This is a genomic window from Loktanella sp. F6476L (genome assembly GCF_023015725.1).
Taxonomy (GTDB): domain Bacteria; phylum Pseudomonadota; class Alphaproteobacteria; order Rhodobacterales; family Rhodobacteraceae; genus Yoonia.
On the sequence record NZ_JALKAR010000020.1, the window covers coordinates 1 to 17,768 of the forward strand.

Annotated in this window: 19 protein-coding genes; 10 read left to right on the forward strand and 9 right to left on the reverse strand. The window is 53.8% G+C overall.

Going from position 1 to position 17,768, the window contains the following annotated elements:
* Positions 1–333: 333 nt before the first annotated feature.
* Entirely contained in the window at positions 334–783 is a 450-nt protein-coding gene (aroQ, locus tag MWU61_RS18825; RefSeq protein ID WP_247130036.1) for a type II 3-dehydroquinate dehydratase, read from the forward strand.
* Positions 780–1,544: an autoinducer binding domain-containing protein gene (locus tag MWU61_RS18830; RefSeq protein WP_247130010.1), complete on the forward strand. Its 765-nt coding sequence runs from the start codon at positions 780–782 to the stop codon at positions 1,542–1,544. Before aroQ ends, MWU61_RS18830 begins: the two co-directional genes overlap by 4 nt.
* A 359-nt stretch (positions 1,545–1,903) precedes the next feature.
* Here MWU61_RS18830 and MWU61_RS18835 read toward each other — a convergent pair whose 3' ends face one another.
* From MWU61_RS18835 to MWU61_RS18860, 6 genes are all read right to left on the reverse strand, one after another.
* Positions 1,904–3,958, reverse strand: a complete 2,055-nt coding sequence (locus MWU61_RS18835) for a hypothetical protein (RefSeq protein WP_247130011.1) — start codon at positions 3,956–3,958, stop codon at positions 1,904–1,906.
* 143 nt (positions 3,959–4,101) lie between these two features.
* Positions 4,102–4,974 (reverse strand): translation elongation factor Ts, encoded by an 873-nt coding sequence (tsf, locus tag MWU61_RS18840; RefSeq protein ID WP_247130012.1) that lies wholly within the window; start codon positions 4,972–4,974, stop codon positions 4,102–4,104.
* A 77-nt stretch (positions 4,975–5,051) separates the two neighbouring features.
* Positions 5,052–5,819 carry a 30S ribosomal protein S2 gene (gene rpsB / locus MWU61_RS18845; protein WP_247130013.1) on the reverse strand — a complete coding sequence of 256 codons (768 nt, stop codon included), beginning with the start codon at positions 5,817–5,819 and terminating at the stop codon, positions 5,052–5,054.
* Between the two features lie 202 nt (positions 5,820–6,021).
* Positions 6,022–6,720 (reverse strand): HTTM domain-containing protein, encoded by a 699-nt coding sequence (locus MWU61_RS18850; RefSeq protein ID WP_247130014.1) that lies wholly within the window; start codon positions 6,718–6,720, stop codon positions 6,022–6,024.
* Positions 6,717–6,968 (reverse strand): hypothetical protein, encoded by a 252-nt coding sequence (locus MWU61_RS18855; RefSeq protein WP_247130015.1) that lies wholly within the window; start codon positions 6,966–6,968, stop codon positions 6,717–6,719. The genes MWU61_RS18850 and MWU61_RS18855 overlap by 4 nt, the downstream gene beginning before the upstream one ends.
* 196 nt (positions 6,969–7,164) lie before the next feature.
* Complete coding sequence (locus tag MWU61_RS18860; protein ID WP_247130016.1) at positions 7,165–8,517, reverse strand: HupE/UreJ family protein; 1,353 nt, start codon at positions 8,515–8,517, stop codon at positions 7,165–7,167.
* On the opposite strand from MWU61_RS18860, the gene MWU61_RS18865 reads away from it, so the two are divergent.
* The 5 genes from MWU61_RS18865 to MWU61_RS18885 all read left to right on the forward strand — a co-directional run bounded on the left by MWU61_RS18865 (position 8,510) and on the right by MWU61_RS18885 (position 12,563).
* Positions 8,510–9,319 (forward strand): DUF4198 domain-containing protein, encoded by an 810-nt coding sequence (locus tag MWU61_RS18865; RefSeq protein ID WP_247130017.1) that lies wholly within the window; start codon positions 8,510–8,512, stop codon positions 9,317–9,319. The genes MWU61_RS18860 and MWU61_RS18865 overlap by 8 nt on opposite strands.
* Before the next feature lie 42 nt (positions 9,320–9,361).
* Complete coding sequence (locus MWU61_RS18870; RefSeq protein ID WP_247130018.1) at positions 9,362–10,255, forward strand: PfkB family carbohydrate kinase; 894 nt, start codon at positions 9,362–9,364, stop codon at positions 10,253–10,255.
* A complete protein-coding gene (locus MWU61_RS18875) occupies positions 10,252–11,160 on the forward strand; it encodes a pseudouridine-5'-phosphate glycosidase (protein WP_247130019.1) in 909 nt (302 codons plus the stop codon). Before MWU61_RS18870 ends, MWU61_RS18875 begins: the two co-directional genes overlap by 4 nt.
* 81 nt (positions 11,161–11,241) lie before the next feature.
* Positions 11,242–11,964 carry a DUF502 domain-containing protein gene (locus tag MWU61_RS18880; protein WP_247130020.1) on the forward strand — a complete coding sequence of 241 codons (723 nt, stop codon included), beginning with the start codon at positions 11,242–11,244 and terminating at the stop codon, positions 11,962–11,964.
* Entirely contained in the window at positions 11,961–12,563 is a 603-nt protein-coding gene (locus MWU61_RS18885) for a LysE/ArgO family amino acid transporter (protein ID WP_247130021.1), read from the forward strand. The genes MWU61_RS18880 and MWU61_RS18885 overlap by 4 nt, the downstream gene beginning before the upstream one ends.
* Here the strand turns inward: MWU61_RS18885 and MWU61_RS18890 are convergent.
* Together MWU61_RS18890 and MWU61_RS18895 are read right to left on the reverse strand one after the other, a co-directional pair.
* Positions 12,556–13,593, reverse strand: a complete 1,038-nt coding sequence (locus MWU61_RS18890) for a patatin-like phospholipase family protein (RefSeq protein WP_247130022.1) — start codon at positions 13,591–13,593, stop codon at positions 12,556–12,558. The genes MWU61_RS18885 and MWU61_RS18890 overlap by 8 nt on opposite strands.
* Positions 13,593–14,366: a 3-hydroxybutyrate dehydrogenase gene (locus MWU61_RS18895; RefSeq protein WP_247130023.1), complete on the reverse strand. Its 774-nt coding sequence runs from the start codon at positions 14,364–14,366 to the stop codon at positions 13,593–13,595. Before MWU61_RS18895 ends, MWU61_RS18890 begins: the two co-directional genes overlap by 1 nt.
* Positions 14,367–14,800: 434 nt before the next feature.
* Here MWU61_RS18895 and MWU61_RS18900 point away from each other — a divergent pair, with 434 nt between their 5' ends.
* The 3 genes from MWU61_RS18900 (at position 14,801) to MWU61_RS18905 (ending at position 17,131) form a co-directional block, all read left to right on the forward strand.
* Positions 14,801–16,516, forward strand: a complete 1,716-nt coding sequence (locus tag MWU61_RS18900) for an extracellular solute-binding protein (protein WP_247130037.1) — start codon at positions 14,801–14,803, stop codon at positions 16,514–16,516.
* Between the two features lie 74 nt (positions 16,517–16,590).
* Positions 16,591–16,719 (forward strand): hypothetical protein, encoded by a 129-nt coding sequence (locus MWU61_RS19815; RefSeq protein ID WP_281502263.1) that lies wholly within the window; start codon positions 16,591–16,593, stop codon positions 16,717–16,719.
* A 67-nt stretch (positions 16,720–16,786) separates the two neighbouring features.
* A complete protein-coding gene (locus MWU61_RS18905) occupies positions 16,787–17,131 on the forward strand; it encodes a hypothetical protein (protein WP_247130024.1) in 345 nt (114 codons plus the stop codon).
* On the opposite strand, the gene MWU61_RS18910 is transcribed toward MWU61_RS18905, so the two are convergent.
* Complete coding sequence (locus tag MWU61_RS18910; protein WP_247130025.1) at positions 17,128–17,751, reverse strand: XRE family transcriptional regulator; 624 nt, start codon at positions 17,749–17,751, stop codon at positions 17,128–17,130. The two genes, MWU61_RS18905 and MWU61_RS18910, sit on opposite strands and share 4 nt — an antisense overlap.
* Between the last annotated feature and the right edge of the window lie 17 nt (positions 17,752–17,768).

Consider the following 17,768-nt stretch of genomic DNA (forward strand, 5'->3'; position numbering starts at 1 on the left):
TGCTTCAAGCCATTTGGCCAATTTACGACGTTCTTCGAGGTTCAGGTGGGGGTAGCAGCGTCCCATTGATCAACTCCATGCAAGGTTCTGTTTTAATACAGAATTCGCACTTCATTTGTGAATCCACCCCGGTTAACCCAATAATCGTATAATCAGTATTATGTAATACATTCAGGTTGGAAGACTGACTGATTGCGGCCTCCCAGCGTGACCTGACGTCAACTAAAGCGTATGCATTACTAGGTTTTCTACCAGAGATTGATAATGAGCTCTCACAGCTCAAAAATCGCATTTTCATTTTGCCAAACGCTAACAGACTGTTACTACCCATTTATGGGACACTCTTTCTTAGTACTTAACGGACCAAACTTAAATTTGCTTGGGACGCGTCAACCCGAGGTTTACGGGTCAACGACACTCGCTGATATCGAAGACACTTGCACAGCCAAAGCCACGCAAATGAACGTTGCAGTCAGCTTCCTGCAATCCAATCACGAAGGCATTCTGATCGATGCAATCCATGCGGCACGTGGCGTGCATGACGGGATCATTCTGAACGCCGGCGCCTACACTCACACGTCGATTGCGATCATGGACGCGATCAAATCCGTTAGCCTTCCGGTGGTTGAACTTCACCTCTCAAACATCCACCAACGCGAAGAATTTCGACACCTGTCCTATATATCAAAAGTGGCCATCGGCCAGATTTGCGGCTTTGGTGCAGCGGGTTATCCGTTGGCCATGGACGCACTTGCCGGATACTTAGGGACAACCGAAACATGAGCCAGACAATTGCGAAATTGTACGAGCTAACGAATGCAAAGACTGTTGAAGAACTGTGGGAAATCCACACAAAACACATGGCAGCCTATGGGTTCAAACGGCTGATATACGCCTTTACGCGTTACTATTCATCTTCCGCCAAGGTTGCGCTCGGAGACCCACAAGACTGGGTGTTGCTGACCAATCTATCATCCAGTTATGTCGATAAGTTCGTCGAGGACGGTCATTACTTCCACGGTCCCATGATTCAATGGGCCTTGCGCAACGATGGCGCGTGTAGCTGGCGCTGGATGAAGGAAATGATCGGAACCGATCTGGAAAGCCAGAAAGAACACGAAGTCATTGAATTCAATAAATCTTATGGGATCGCAACGGGCTACACACTCAGTTTCCGGTCTGTTTCACAGCGCAGCAAAGGTGCCATTGCGCTGATCGGTGACGAAGGCATGTCGCAAGATAAGGTTGACCAAATCTGGGCGCAACATGGCGATGAACTGATGGTGTTGAACAACGTTATGCACCTTAAGATCCTCGCCCTGCCCCATTCCGGATCTCGCAAGTTGACGACACGCCAGCGCGAGGTGTTGCAATGGGTTGGTGATGGCAAAACGACGCAAGATATTGCGATCCTTCTTGGCCTCACCGCGGCAACCGTAGAGAAACATCTGCGTCTTGCACGTGAGTCTCTTGATGTAGAGACCACAGCTCAAGCGGTACTAAAGGCCGCCTTTTACAACCAGATGTTCGTCCTCGATAATTGATTTCCAGATAAAAGCCTGACCTTGCGGGGAAATTTTTCCAATTTTCGGCAAAAAGGTCAGGTTTCCCTTACTTTCCTTACGCAAGGTTAACGTCCATTGTGAAGGAGTTCCGTGAGTGGTGGCCTAAGGCCTGGGAACTGTGGGTCATACCCCCCGTTATTTCGGGGATAGGGTGATTTACGCGTCGGTGGTTTGGGGGTTTGCCTTCGGACGCCGGCAACCCGATCTTTTGCGCAATGTCCCCGTCCCAATGGACGCGCAAGGTATCATCGGTAAACACTGCGTTCTCCCGACGCTGTGTAGTTTTGGTTTCTTAACGAGTAGAACGATGGTCGCCCCCGGGCGACCATCGGCGTTTGTTAGACCATTAAGAAGTTAAAATCGTATATGATGTCCGTCGGTGTCTCAGCGAAGGTATCGTAGTACGTCACAACCGGTGTATCATCGGGCGCATAATCAGTGACCTTAAACAACCAGGTTTCAGAGTCATTCCCGTCATAATCGACACGCTGCTCTTTAGCGCCATCGGCATAGTTGAAAACGAATTGATCACCGGAATCCAGTTCCGTCCGTGACTGCAGTCGTGTGCCATCGGCATCATACGCAGTGGTCCGTTCCGAATAATTGTAGGCAAGACCATCCGCGGATTTGTCTTCGTCCATCACAAACAAGACGACACCGTCTTCTTTTGCCTGTGTCCGAACGCGTCCATCATCGTAGGTCGTTTCACGGATTTCGATTCCAGCCGCCTGATTATAGAAAACATGCATCGCTTCATAATTGAAGGCGTCCGCCGTATCTTCGATGACTGTGTGCGCCAAACGGCCCTCGTCGTAATAACTGTTCAGTGTCCGTCCATCATCATATGAGACGTTCCGCCCAGTTAGCACGCCATCAGCGCCGTAAACGGCTGCCTTTTGGATGTAATTGTAGGCGTCTGCCTGATCCTCTGTCACCCTAGCGGTCCGCATATTATCTTCAAAGTACTCGGTATCGTAGCGTCCGTCATCGTACTGAACGTATCGATTAACCAAACCGCCATTCGCATCAAACACATCTGCCTTCAGCACAAAGTCATACGCGTCCTGTTGATCGGTCGTGACACGGCTGTCACGTGTGCCATTGGTATAACTGTCCACGACTTCACTGCCGTCATCATAGTGCGTGCGGCGTTCAGTCAACGCACCAGTTTCGTCGAATGCATCAGCCTTTAGCGCGTAGTTAGCGATGTCTGGTGCATCAACGACAATTGTATTCTGCCGTACGCCCGAACTGTAGAAGAGCTCTGTCTGTTCTTGCCCGTTGTCGAAATACGTTTCGCGGGTGCTGATAACGCCGTTTTCATCGTAGTTTGTGTGTCGCTCTGAAAACGACTCAACATCGTAGCTATGATCAAATTCCAATGTTGATGTACGGATTCCATCCTCAAAACGCTCGACCTTCCAAGTGGTACCTAACCCAGACGCCGAAATTTCCGTAAGATTGCCGTTGTCATCATAGGAACGGCCTTCGCTGTAGATGTTTATACCGGCGGCATTCGTGATCCATATGGCCGAAGAACCCGACACGAAATTTTCATGTTTCATGCTTCCGTCATCATAGATCGTTTTGATTGACCCAGAGTAATCCGTGGCGAAGTCCGCTGTTATCGTTTCCCAATCATGGGCATCATTTTGGTCCGTGCTGACTTGATAATAGCCATACCCTCCCAGATCATCAGACGAATATTCGACGAGAACACCGTCATCATAAAGCGTTTCGGCTTCAATCAGATGGGTGACGTCTTCTGCCAGTGGATCAGTGAGGCTCAGGTCAACAATTAGGTGGACCTCGGTTTGATAAACATAGTCTTGGCTGCCGCTAACGTCTTCCCGAGTAACAGTTTTATCGCGCCACGTCGGATCGTCAAATAGTGAAGAAATCTGAGACGTCTTTTCGTATACATCTCCATCATCATAAACGATCCGTGTCGATGAAATTCGAGGGTCTTGGTCATACGTCCGGACATAGCTGTCCCATGACTTCACGTCCCCCAAATCATATTGCGCGACACCCGTGATTGCGCCGTCTTCACCATAGGTCGTGTTCTTTTCAAGTCCGGTGTCGTCGATTGTCTGTTGGAATAGACGTTGGCCAGGGTTGGTTTCTGAATAGTAGGTAAGAATGCTGTCCCAGCTATGCAGGCTCCCTGCCCCGATCGGCAGATCCGACATCAACGACACTTGGCCAATTGTCTCGGTTACGATGTTCAGCGGATCGACATAAGCATCGGGATAAAAGTCATCCTGTCGGGTCGTTCCGTTATCATACGTGGTCAATTTTGATGTCAGCAAACCACCGTCATCAAACGTGCTTTCAATTGTGGTCCAACCATAAATATCGTCCGGGTCGGTGCGGGTCTCAGTCGTTGGCATTCGTTAGTCTCCAAAAGGTTAACTCTTCCAGAGGTAGAGCCGAAATGCGGTACGAATGTGGCAAACCAAACTTATGAAACCCCATAAAAAACGGCGCGTATGTCAAACATACGCGCCGTTTCAAAAGCTTGGAAAATGACAGCTTAGCTGTTCATTTTTGCAACTTCAGCGGCAAAGTCTTCAGCTACAACTTCGATGCCTTCGCCTTTTTCAAGACGGACGTAACCAGTGATTTCAACACCAGCTTCTTTGGCAGCTTCTGCAACTGTGTGATCTGGGTTCACAACGAACTGTTGGTTCAGCAGTGTCACTTCAGCCATGTATTTCTTCATACGGCCAACGATCATCTTTTCGATCACGGCTTCTGGCTTGCCGGACTCGCGTGCGATGTCCATCTGAACTTGCTTTTCTTTCTCAACAACAGCTGTGTCGAGGGATGCTTCGTCCAGCGCAGCAGGGTTCGTCGCAGCAATGTGCATCGCAACCTGACGACCAAATGCAGCGTTGTCGCCTTTCATAGCAACCAGAACGCCGATGTTGCCCATGTCTGTGGCAGCAGCGTTGTGGACGTAGGAAACCACGTTGTCGCCTTCCAGCGCTTCCATGCGGCGAACGCCCATGTTTTCGCCGATTACAGCAACAGCATCCGTCACAGTCTGCTCAACGGACTTGCCGTTCATGTCAGCTGCTTTCAGTTCTTCAGTTGTGTTCACGCCCAGTGCAACAGCCGCGATACCGCCAACCATTTTCTGGAAGTCAGCGTTCTTACCAACGAAGTCTGTTTCAGAGTTCACTTCAACAGCAACACCTTTGTTGCCGGAAACAGCAACAGCAACGAGACCTTCAGCAGCCGTACGGCCGGATTTCTTCGCAGCTTTTGCGAGGCCTTTGGTGCGCAGCCAGTCAACAGCAGCTTCCATGTCACCGTCGTTTTCTGTCAGCGCCTTCTTGGCGTCCATCATGCCTGCGCCAGTGCTGTCGCGCAGTTCTTTTACCATTGCAGCAGTGATTGCCATCTGGTGTCTCCTAAATGGAATTTCGGGTCCGGACAGGAGATACCCCTGCCCGGTTACAATTTTGCGAAACGCAGTGCTTATTCAGCAGCAGCTTCTTCAGCAACAACTTCTTCAGCGAACTCTTCCATTGCGCCAAGATCAACGCCAGCCGCGCCCAATTGAGCGGACATACCGTCAAGTGCTGCACGTGCTGCGAGGTCTGTGTACAATGCGATTGCGCGTGCTGCGTCATCGTTGCCTGGGATCACGTAGTCAACGCCAGCTGGGGAACAGTTGGTATCAACAACAGCGACAACTGGGATGCCCAGTTTCTGTGCTTCTGCGATGGCCAGGTCTTCTTTGTTCACGTCGATGACGAACAGAAGATCAGGAACACCGCCCATTTCGCGGATGCCGCCCAAAGACGCCTGCAGTTTGCCCTGCTCACGTTCCATGCCAAGACGTTCTTTCTTGGTCAGACCAGCAAAGCCGTTCTCGGATGCTTCGTCGATGGACTTCAGACGGTTGATAGACTGGGAAACAGTCTGCCAGTTTGTCAGTGTGCCGCCCAACCAACGGTGGTTCATGTAGAACTGAGCAGACTTTTCAGCTGCATCAGCGATTGGCTTAGCAGCCTGACGCTTTGTACCAACGAAAAGAACGCGGCCGCCTTTAGCGACTGTATCACGGATCACGTTCAACGCTTGGTCAAGCATTGGAACTGTCTGTGTCAGGTCCATGATGTGAATGCCGTTACGGGAACCATAGATGTATGGGCCCATCTTTGGGTTCCAGCGCGCTGTCTGGTGGCCAAAGTGTACGCCTGCTTCGAGCAGCTGACGCATGGTGAACTCAGGAAGAGCCATGTCTTATTCCTTTTCCGGTTTCTAACCTAGGACGGGGGTATCAATGCGGGTGCATCAACCGGTGGATTGTCTGGGATTTCTCCCCATTCAACCCACCCCGTCTGGGGATTTCGTAGCGGTCCATTAGCGGTGGTTGGTGGGCATTGCAAGTGTCGGATGCCTCCGGCGGGGATATTTTGGGCCAAAAGAGGCCCGCGTCGCGCTAGAACGTTAGAATAGTTGATAATCGCCACTGAAACCAGATCAACGACGGGTATGCGGCGAGCCATATCCAGAAGAATCGGTTCAGCCCGAACAGGCAGGCGTTTGCGAGGTGGAAACTGGCACCAATTCCCAGTCCTATGATCAGTGCGGTACCGTCCAACAAGGTCAATGGGAACAGAACCTCGAACAGCATCACCGCCCAGGACATCACCAACAGCAGCGATTTACGCTGCGCAAGACGGCGTAGTTCTTCACTGACCGGATAGGCCGAAAACGCAAAGACATCGGCCAGCGCCTGACCGGATCGCCAAGCGGGGTTCACGATCTTGATCTGGCCCGAGATGAAATAGGATAGTGTCACCTGCACCGCGAGGTACGCCAGCGCCATTTCTTGCCAAAGCCGCACCGGCAGTCCGTGGGCCGCCGTCACACACCACAGGATAAGCAGGCTCATCTTATCGCTGCCGCCGTTATACGGCCCGCCAAAGCGTGACAGATTGCGCAGGCTGATGGCACAAAGCACCACCAGACAGAACGGCGTGGCGATACTGACAAGCAAACCGACACAGCCGGCAGCACGGGCCCCAAACCACAACCGATCACTGCGTGTACCGACGGCAAGATGTTCAGCGCATTGTTGAAGAAAAGCCAATGCCATCACGAATTCAGTCAGGCGCAACGCCACATCAAACTTCATGACGTTATCTCGGAGAGCAACCTCATTTCGGAAAGATACGTCACTTCCGGCGCTGCCCGACTGACAAAAACCAGCCGAAACTGGACCCGATCCGCAGCCTGAACACCCTGCCCCGCCAGATCACGTCCCAACCGGTTCCATATCTCGTTCAGCGTCTCATGGTCGGGCGCTAAGGTCAGCCGCTCGGCCAAGCTGACCATATAAAGCGCATCATTCCACTGCGGGTTCCAGATCAGCCGTCGGGCCATCTGCCACCCTGAGATGGAAAAAGGACGCGGCCGGTATTCCCGCCACGTCCCTTTATTTATCATCCATTCCAGTCGCGGTGACGGTTCAACCGTTCTGAAGAACCGCCAAGACGGGATTAGCGCGGGAAGGAGCAAGGACAATACGTGGGCCACGGCCTTGGCCTAACACCCACGCATTTACCAAGCCGTTAAGTGCTTAGAGAAACACCCGTTCGATGACCCAATAGATACCGATGACCGCAATAAACACGGACGCAGGGATCGTCACGATCCGGCGATACGCGTCCACATGATCACGCATGACCACTGAACCGAAGCACAGACCGAAGATCATCAGCATTGGGGCCAAGAACACATATGGTGGGTTCTCGAGCACCTCGGCCATGCCGGAAGGCGACCAGACCAACAACGCAATCGTCGCGGCAATCAAGACGGCGTAAACGGCCATGCCCTGATTGGCCTCGTTGGCACCGCGGTCGATACGGATCGCCTGCCAAACAGCCAAGAACATCATCGCGATCACAGCCAACTGGCCGACTTCGACGCCGACGTTGAAACCAATCAATGCGGGGACAAACGTTCCATCCGGCAAACCGAATTCGGCCAGAACAGACGCAAAACCCAGACCGTGCAGCAGACCAAATCCAAAGATCACAACCGGCCGCCATGGGCTAAGATTACGCATAAAGATGTTTTCAATCGCGACATACGCGATGGACGAGGCGATCAACGGCTCAACAATAGCGCCCGAAATCGTAACGTACCCAAGTGCCGCAGCAGCCAATGTGATCGTGTGGGCCAATGTGAACAACGTGACCTGTGTTAGCAAAGGACGCATCCGTGTCGACAAGAAGAACAGGCCGAGGACAAACAGGATGTGGTCCAAACCCTTTGGCACAATGTGATCAAAACCAACGGGAATGTAGTTCACAAAGGTTTCCCAACCGCCGGCCTGATTACCACCGGCCAATGCGATCGGATCCGTCAAAGCACCCGCTTCGAGGAAACCGTCATAGGGCGCATCCACGCCTTGTTGGCGTAGTACTAGCGCGCCGAATTCTTTGGCCCAACCGACCTGTACAGTCTCAGGTGCAGTCCCATCCGGGAATGGCGCGAAGAAAGAAACGTAAGTTTCACGGATCGTTTCGACATCGCCTGTTTCAGCGATTGTGAAACCGGACAACTCCGGCGTAACCGCTGTGCCGTCCATCAAAATCGTGACACGATCCGCCATTTCAGGCCAGAACGCTTCAAACCGTGCGCCCAATTCTTCGGCGGACAACGCCCGCAATGCGTCGTAGTCGGCGGCTTGTGGCGCATCATTTGTGTCTGCGGTTTCCGTCAGATCGATTCCGGCGATAAAGCTTTCAACGTTCAAGCGAACATTGAACGCAAGACTATCATCAACCTGCTCCATATCCGCGATGGCAGGCAGAACTTCATGCGCCCGCGCCGGTAACGCTGACGCGAGCCAGATCGCAATCATGGTTGACACGGCGGCCAGATGCCACAGGTTGTTAACCCAGTTAAAGGATTTTAAAATGCGCATCTCTGCCCTCGTTTTTGCACTTTCGTCTCTCACCGTTGCTCCAGCCGTTTCATCGGCGCATGAGCTTTGGTTAGAACCACTTGCCTATCAGGTAGAGCGCGATGGTCAATTGCAAGCGCAGATCAAAAACGGCGAAGACTTTGCAGGGACAACCCTGCCCTATCTCGACCGTCGTTTCCGCCACTTCATCACCTTCAACGATGGCAACGGGATCAAAGTGACGGGGCGCAATGGCGATATTCCTGCGCTGAACATGGCTGCCAGCCGCAACGGGCTTAACGTGTTGGCCTACCAGTCAACGCCAGCCACGATCACCTACGAAAGCTGGGAAAGGTTTCAGAAGTTCGTCGATCACAAAGATTTCGGCGATGTGCGGCCCGAGCATGACGCGCGCGGCCTGCCGGAATCAGATTTTACAGAAACCTACGTGCGCTATTCCAAATCACTTATCGGCGTTGGCGACAGCACGGGTGCGGATCAACGGGTTGGATTGGAGACCGAAATGGTCGCACTGACCAATCCATACACCGATGACTTGTCCGAAGGCTTCAAAGTTCAGTTGTTTTACGGCGCAGACGTCCGTGCCGATGAGCAGATTGAAGTCTTCGCCAAAGCTCCAGATGACACTGTGACTGTCAGCCTCGTCCGGACCGATGCAGATGGTATTGCCACGATTTCAGTCACGTCCGGCACAGCCTACCAGCTAGACGCGGTTGTTTTGCGCGCAGCAACTGGTCAGGCCGAAGCCAGCGGTTCGGCTTACGAAACGTTGTGGGCAAATATGACGTTTATGGCCCCCTGATCGCGCTTGTCCTTTCGTCTGCCCTAGGTCAGAAGTCGGGACATGACACAACAAACAGATATCCTTTGTATTGGATCAGTCCTGTGGGACGTGATCGGACGCGCAGCCAGCCATATGCGGGTCGGCAGCGATGTGCCGGGGCGGATTACACGTTTACCCGGCGGTGTGGCGATGAACATCGCAATGACGTTGTCGCGGTTCGGGCTGACACCTGCCCTTCTGACGGCAATCGGTAAAGACGCAGAAGGTGATGAACTCATCGCCGAAGCCATTCGAATGGGTATGATCACCGACTATGTGTATCGGTCCGACGATTTACCAACTGACGTATATATGGCCATTGAGGGTGCGAACGGCTTGATCGCAGCCATCGCCGATGCGCATTCTTTGGAAGCGGCAGGCGCGAAAATTCTACGTGCCATGGAAGACGGCCAACTCGGTACGCCAGATGCGCCATTCGACGGACCCGTAGCACTGGACGGCAATCTGACGGAAGAACTGCTGCAACAGATCGCGACATCGCCTCTATTCGCGAAGGCTGATCTGCGTGTGGCACCCGCATCACCGGGCAAAGCCAACCGCCTTCTTGCCCTGCTCGGTCATCCATCAGCGACGCTCTACGTGAACCTCGAAGAAGCTGGTCTTCTGTGCCAAACGACCTTTGAAACAGCAAACGACGCAGTGCACGCCTTGTGCACGCGTGGTGCACACCGTGTGCTGGTCACCGATGGCGGAAAAACTGCAGCCGAAGGCACCGCTGGCGACGTGATCGAAGCAACCCCGCCCGCCGTAATGGTTACCCGTGTGACCGGCGCTGGCGACACCTTTATGGCGGCCCATATTGCATCCGAAGTGCAAGGCATGGACCGCACCGCAGCCCTGACGCGCGCGCTGAACGCCGCCGCCACCTACGTATCCGGAGAAACACCCCTATGATCCCTATCAGCTATAGCGCCGAAGTCGCCGCAGCCCGCGAAAACGACACACCGATCGTGGCGCTTGAAAGCACGATTATTACCCACGGCATGCCGTACCCGCAGAACGTGGAAACAGCACGGCGGGTCGAACAAGATGTACGCGATAACAACGCAGTACCGGCTACAATTGCGGTGATGAACGGCGTTTTGCACATCGGTCTGTCCGACGATGAACTCGAAGCACTTGGCAAATCCGAAAACGTAGCAAAACTATCGCGCGCGGATATCGCCGCCTGTATCGCAACGGGTGGCACAGGTGCCACAACCGTTGCAGCCACGATGATCGGCGCGGCCCAAGCGGGGATTTCGGTCTTTGCAACAGGCGGTATCGGCGGGGTCCACAAAGGGGCGGAAGAAACCTTTGATATCTCTGCCGATTTGCAGGAATTGGCACTGACACCCGTCACTGTGGTTGCAGCAGGTGCAAAAGCGATCCTCGACTTGAACAAAACCTACGAAGTCCTTGAAACCCTTGGTGTTCCCGTGATCACACTTGGGCAAGATATGCTACCTGCATTCTGGTCTGCCACATCAGATTTGGCGTCACCATTGCGCATGGACAATGCAAGCGATGTCGCAAAATCACATGCGATGCGCGGTGAAATGGGTCTGTCCGGCGGCCAGCTTGTTTGCAATCCAATTCCCCAAGACGCCCAGATACCAGCAGAGGTTTTGGCACCCGTCATCGCACAAGCGCTCGCCGAAGCTGACGCGCAAAACATCAACGCGAAAGCGGTCACGCCGTTCTTGTTGGGTCGCATTTTCGAACTGACAGAGGGCCGATCGCTAACTGCAAACATCGCACTGGTACGCAACAACGCGCGGGTCGCCGCAGAAATCGCGGTAGCACTCAGCAAAACCTAACCCGCCCGCCCATCACTTCGGTCTGGCCTTGTGGCCTTCACTGCAAATCCCTACATCCATGGATAAGCAACTGGACCTCTTATGAAAAACGATCAAATTCCACAAACGCCGCCGCCCCCGCGCAAACACGGTTTTTTTGCCGGTGTGCGGGGTAATTTTCTGGCCGGTTTGATCATCGTCGCCCCCATCGGGCTGACGTTCTATTTCATATGGACCATCGTTGGCTGGGTCGATGGGTGGGTCTGGCCCTTTGTGCCAACCGCCTACCACCCCGAAGCGCTGATCAACCGCTTTTTTGGAAATCCGGAAAACCCGATTAGCGTGAACGTGCGTGGGATCGGCGTTGTCATCTTCTTGCTGTTCACAATCCTCGTCGGTTGGATCGGCAAAGGGTTGATGGGTCGGTCGCTGATCCGGTTTGGCGAACGCTTTGTCGAACGGATGCCCGTCGTGCGTTCGATCTACAACGGTGTGAAGCAGATCGCAGAAACCGTTTTTTCCCAACGGGATACGTCGTTTGATAAAGCCTGCCTGATCGAATATCCGCGCCGTGGCATTTGGGCGATTGCATTCATTTCGACGAATGCAAAAGGTGAGATTCACACCAAGCTATCCGATGGCGACGACATCGCGACGGTATTCCTGCCAACGACGCCGAACCCGACATCCGGCTTTTTGCTGTTCCTACCGCGCCGAGATGTCAAAGAACTCGATATGACCGTCGAAGACGCAGCCAAATTGGTGATTTCCGCGGGCCTTGTTTACCCGAACACAACTGATCCAACAAAGCCGCCCGCACCATGATCTCAGCCGCCGTTACCGGGTTTGCGACAGCTTTCGCTTTGATCCTCGCCATTGGTGCGCAGAACGCCTTTGTTCTTCGGCAAGGGTTGCTGAAAACGCATGTGTTTCCATTGGCGCTGTTTTGCGCGCTGTCCGACGCCGTTCTGATCATCGCTGGTGTCTGGGGGTTTGGGGCCATCGTAGCCCTTTGGCCCGCACTTCCGACGATCATGGCTTACGCGGGTGCCGCGTTCTTGTTCTGTTATGGTTTGATGCGGTTTTGGGCCGCATATGTTGGTGATTATGACATGCAGCTTGCGGGTCAGTCAGGGACGCTGGCCGCGACCATCGCAACTGCGGCTGCCTTCACGTGGTTGAACCCGCATGTCTACCTCGACACGCTCGGGCTGATCGGCGCGATTTCAACGCAGTTCGAAGGCGCTGAAAAGCTAGGCTTCGGAATTGGTGCAGTCACGTCGTCCTTCGTGTTCTTCTTCAGCCTTGCCTACGGCGCGCGCCTACTGGCACCGCTCATGCGATCCGCAAAAGCATGGCGGGTCTTGGACGTCCTTATCGGCATCGTCATGTGGGCTTTGGCGTTCAAGCTATTGTTTAGCTGAACATTTCTTCCAGATCGACGGTGCTGCGTTTGTTCAGATCAGCCTTGTGATTTTTCAAAAAGACCGTCGCCGCCGCCTGCCCGGCTTCAAACAAGCGTGCAAGAATGACCGGTGTCGGAATCGTCTTCGTCGCCACGTTCAATTCGTTCATCAACTCATCGTCCGAGATCATATGCACGAGCACATTTTTCATGCTGCCTTCAGGCAGTTTGTGATCAACTAACAGACGCTTCACAAACGCAATCGCGCGCAGTTCGCGCAATAATGACGTGTTAAAGCTAATTTCGTTGATCCGGTTCTGAATGGCCTGCGAATTCATAGGCAGCTCATGACGACACAGCGGGTTGATATTGATGACCAAGACATCGTCCGGCAAATGTGGCTCAAACAAAGGAAACAGCGCTGGGTTTCCGGTATAACCACCGTCCCAATAGGCTTCCATCTTGCCTGTGGCAGGGTCAACAAATTCGACAGCTTGGAACAGGCTTGGTAGACAAGCCGAGGCCATAAGCGCCTCGGGTGACACATCTTCTCCCGTGAACACGCGGATCTTTCCTGTACGCACGTTGGTGGCGCAGATGTTGATTTCCGGCCCTTCGGGATTGCACACCTCGTCGAAGTGGAAATCGCGGACGATCTTTTCCAACGGGTTCTGCAGTGCAGGCCCATACAGGTATGGAGACATCAGTTTTGTCGTCAGATCAAAGGCTTGATACGCTGGTGACATCTCGAGCACTTTTGCCATAGCGGCGGCATTTGGCGTCAGCCCGCTGATCCACCCCGTCCAGCGGTCGTCCGTGACCGCACCGACCTGTTCCCAGAACCAGCGTAGATTATCGCGGGCACCTTGGCGTCCACCCGCGACCATACCGGCCTTAAGGGCGGCAGCATTCAACGCCCCCGCAGACGTACCAGAAATGCCTGCAATTTCGATGTCTTCGTCTTGCAAGATGACATCAAGCACACCCCACGTGAACGCCCCATGGGCCCCGCCACCTTGCAGGGCCAGATTGATCTTCTTCGGTGCCATTACAGCGCCGTCCAGCCGCCATCGACGCTAATCGTTGTGCCGGTGATCTGCGCCGCTGCATCCGAACACAAAAACGCGGCAGTGCCGCCCAGCTGTTCAGTGGTTGCAAATTCCTTGGACGGCTGACGTTCCAACAAAACCTCCTTGATGACGGTTTCGCGGTCCATGCCGTATTCCTTCATCGTCTCAGGGATTTGCGCATCTACCAGCGGCGTCAGCACATAGCCCGGACAGATGGCATTTGCCGTGATCGGTTCCTGCGCAGTCTCAAGGGCCACCACTTTGGTCATGCCAACGATCCCGTGCTTCGCTGCGACATATGCGGATTTATACGGGGACGCTGTCAAACCGTGCGCGGACGCGATATTGATCACCCGCCCCCAACCTTTTTCGCGCATACCTGTCAGAGCAGCGGCAGTGGTATGAAACGCAGAGGACATGTTGATCGCGATGATCGCGTCCCACTTGGCTGCGGGAAATTCCTCAATCGGAGCCACGTGCTGAATACCAGCATTGTTGATCAGGATATCGCATCCACCTGATTCGACGATCAACCTGCGACAGTCATCGCCTTTGGACATATCGGCGGCAACGTATTTCGCCTCAACGCCAAAATTCGTGGCGATCTCAGCGGCAAGCGCATGATCTTCGTCACGGTCGGTAAATGAATTCAAAACAACATTCGCGCCCTGCTTTGCCAATTCGCGCGCGACGCCAAGGCCGATGCCAGAATTTGAACCTGTGATGACGGCGGTTTTACCTTGAAGGGACATGGGAGCTCCTGAATACGAAATAATGGGTATCTTTGGTGTTGCTTATACATGCTGCAACTGCGAAAGACACCAAACGTTCCGCACCCATCGGTCAATCAATGGGCGCATGACGGGAATGTGAAAATTCAAAAAACCACCCGGCCAAAAAAAACGCCCGCACAAGGCGGGCGTAAGTCATTGAGGCAGGTTTCATACAGGCAAGAAACCTATCGAGCAGTGACTTCTTTATAAGCAATGACTTGCACGAGTCCAAGCTAAAAGTTTGAAAACCCTGACAACCCTGTTTACGCTGAGGATCAACACACATTGGGACCAGGGGGATTGTCACCAAAATGATAACAGAGTTTTTCAAGCCACTTTCCAAGATCGGCGCCGCATCGGCACTGATTCTTACTGCGGGAACCGGCCATGCCGAACCGCAGCATGGCATCGCTATGTATGGTGAACCCGCACTTCCACCAGATTTCGTGTCCCTGCCCTACGCAAACCCTGACGCGCCCACTGGCGGCAAAATCGTCACGGCGAACGTCGGTAGCTTCGACAGCCTCAACCCGTACATCCTGAAAGGCTCTGTTCATTGGCAGATGCGTTACTTGATCGGTGAAAGCCTGATGGGCCGTTCTTTGGACGAACCATTCTCCCTTTACGGCGTTCTAGCCGAAACAATCGAGACCGGACCGAATCGCGAATGGGTTGAATTTGTGCTGCGTCCGGAAGCTAAGTTCTCTGACGGCAGCCCCGTGACCGTCGAAGATGTGATCTGGTCGTTCGAAACACTTGGGACGGTTGGCCACCCGCGCTACCACGGCTTCTACGAAAAGATCGACACGCTTGAACAAACGGGTGAACGATCCGTGAAGTTCACGTTCAACACCGAAGACCGTGAATTGGCACTGCTCGCAGGCCTGCGCCCGATTCTGCAAAAAGCCCAGTGGGAAGGCGTTGATTTCGCCGAATCCGGTGTCGACATCCTGCCGATCACATCCGGTCCTTACGTGATCGACGATTTTGATGCGGGTCGTTTTATCTCGTTGAAGCGGAATCCCGATTACTGGGGCCGCGACGTCGTTCCGTTTATGAACGGTGTCCACAACATCGACGAAGTCCGCCTTGAATTCTTTGGTGATGAAACAGCTGCTTTCGAGGCCTTCAAAGTCGGCGAAGTGAACACAAACCGCGAATTCAACGTCGCGCTTTGGGATACGACTTACAACTTCCCGTCCATCGAATCCGGCGACGTTGTGAAATCTGTCCTCCCACATGAACGCCCATCAGGCATGACCGGCTTTGTGATGAACACACGCCGCGATCAGTTCAAAGATTGGCGTGTACGTGATGCGTTGATCCATGCGTTCAACTTTGAATTCATCAATGAATCAATGACCGGCTCAGCACAGCCTCGGATCACGTCATATTGGTCGAACTCTCCGCTCGCGATGGACGAAGGTCCGGCAACAGGCCGTGTCGCTGAATTCCTCGCACCATTCGCAGATGATCTGACGCCCGGCACCTTGGAAGGCTACACCCTGCCCGCCTCAGACGGATCCGAACGGAATCGTTCGAACATCGGTGCAGCACTCGCACAGTTCGAAGCTGCTGGCTGGACCGTGCAAGACGGTGCCTTGAAGGATGCGGACGGGAACGACTTCACGTTTGAAATCCTGTTGCAGGTGGGTGCTACTGAACCGCAAGCGATCATCGACATGTATGTCGAAGCCCTATCGCGGGTTGGTATCACGCCAACATTAGCCGCGGCTGACAGCGCCCAGTTCAAAGAACGCACAGACGCCTTCGATTTCGACATGACGTACTACCGTCGCGGCGTGTCCTTGTCGCCAGGCAACGAACAGTACAGCTACTACGGAATGGATTCCGTGGACACCGTGGGTGGTCGCAACCTGATGGGTGTAAGTTCCGAAGCGGTGGACGCAATGATCGGTCGCTTGCTGACATCGGAAAGCCAAGACGACTTTGTCGCGGCTGTGAAGGCACTGGACCGCGTTCTGACCGCTGGCCGCTATGTAATCCCGATCTATCAGTGGAACATCAGCCGTATCGCGCATGCCAAAGAACTGCATTACCCTGAAAACTTGCCGATCTTTGGCGATTGGCCCGGTTGGCAGCCTGACGTTTGGTGGTATGAAGAATGAGCGATCAACGTTTTGATCACGATTTTAGGGCCCGGCAGCGTTTGTTGCCGGGCTTTGTTTACGAAGGATAGAACATGAAAAAGCTCGTTTTGATTGCAGTTATCGGCGCCGCACTGGCCGCCTGTACCCCAGTCCGCACCGTCGGCAACGTTGCCGTCGGCGCAGGCCAAGTCGCATTGGGCGCAGCCGACCTCGTCCTGTAAGTCCACGCCAAGGCGGAACGAATTCTGCGTCTGGTGGTTACGCTTCCAAACGCAAAAGGAGTTTCCCATGCAGTGGACAACGATTGAAACAAACTGGACCGCCTATGTACCCCGCCTGCTGACGCGCTGGCCGGATCTGAACGAAGACACGCTACTGGCCACAGACGGACGTATGCCCGAAGTGGTGGAGCACATCGGCGCGGTCGAACAGGCCGACACAGTAGTTGCCCGCGACATGCTGAAAGAATGGATGATGGGCGCTGAACCCGCAGATGCGGTCATGGACGAAACCCGTGATAACGCGCGTATCCTAAGCACTGCAGCTGACGTGGCAGACGGCGAAGACGTCTATTCAGACGACGCGAAATTCGGTGATGACAATGTGGCGGACACGCCGATGGGCCGCAATTAAGACAGCGATGTCACCCATAGGATGGTCGCATCCTCTGCACTCACGGACACCACGTTGTGTCCCATGGCAGCGTCATAATAGGCGCTGTCACCGCGTTTCATCTCTACCGGTTCGTAAAATTCGGTGTAGAGCTTGATCGCACCCGTCAGGACATACAGGAATTCTTCCCCGTCGTGACGCACCCATCCATCGAATTCATCCATACTGCGCGCGCGGATCTGTGCGCGATACGGCAGCATTGCCTTTTGGGTCAGGATTTCAGCCAGCAGATCATGTTCATAGGTCGTTGTGATCTGATGGGTCCCTTCGCCAGATTTCGTCAACGCCATGCGTCCGTTCACTTGCCCCTTAGACGGCGGCGTGAACAATTGCGGCACGGAAATCTCAAGACCCACGGCCAGTTTTTTCAACGCCTCGTAGGTCGGTGACATCTGACCATTTTCGATCTTCGACAATGTAGATCGTGCCAATCCCGCTTGGTTCGCCGCTTGTTCCAACGTCCAGTCGCGAGCCTTGCGCAGTTCACGCACCCGCGCCCCTAGATCAAGCGGCTGCCCTTCGTCGTTCGCTCCGTTTTCACGGGCAATTTGGATTAGGCTTTTGGGATCAAGGTCAGTCATACGTCCTTGTATCCGAA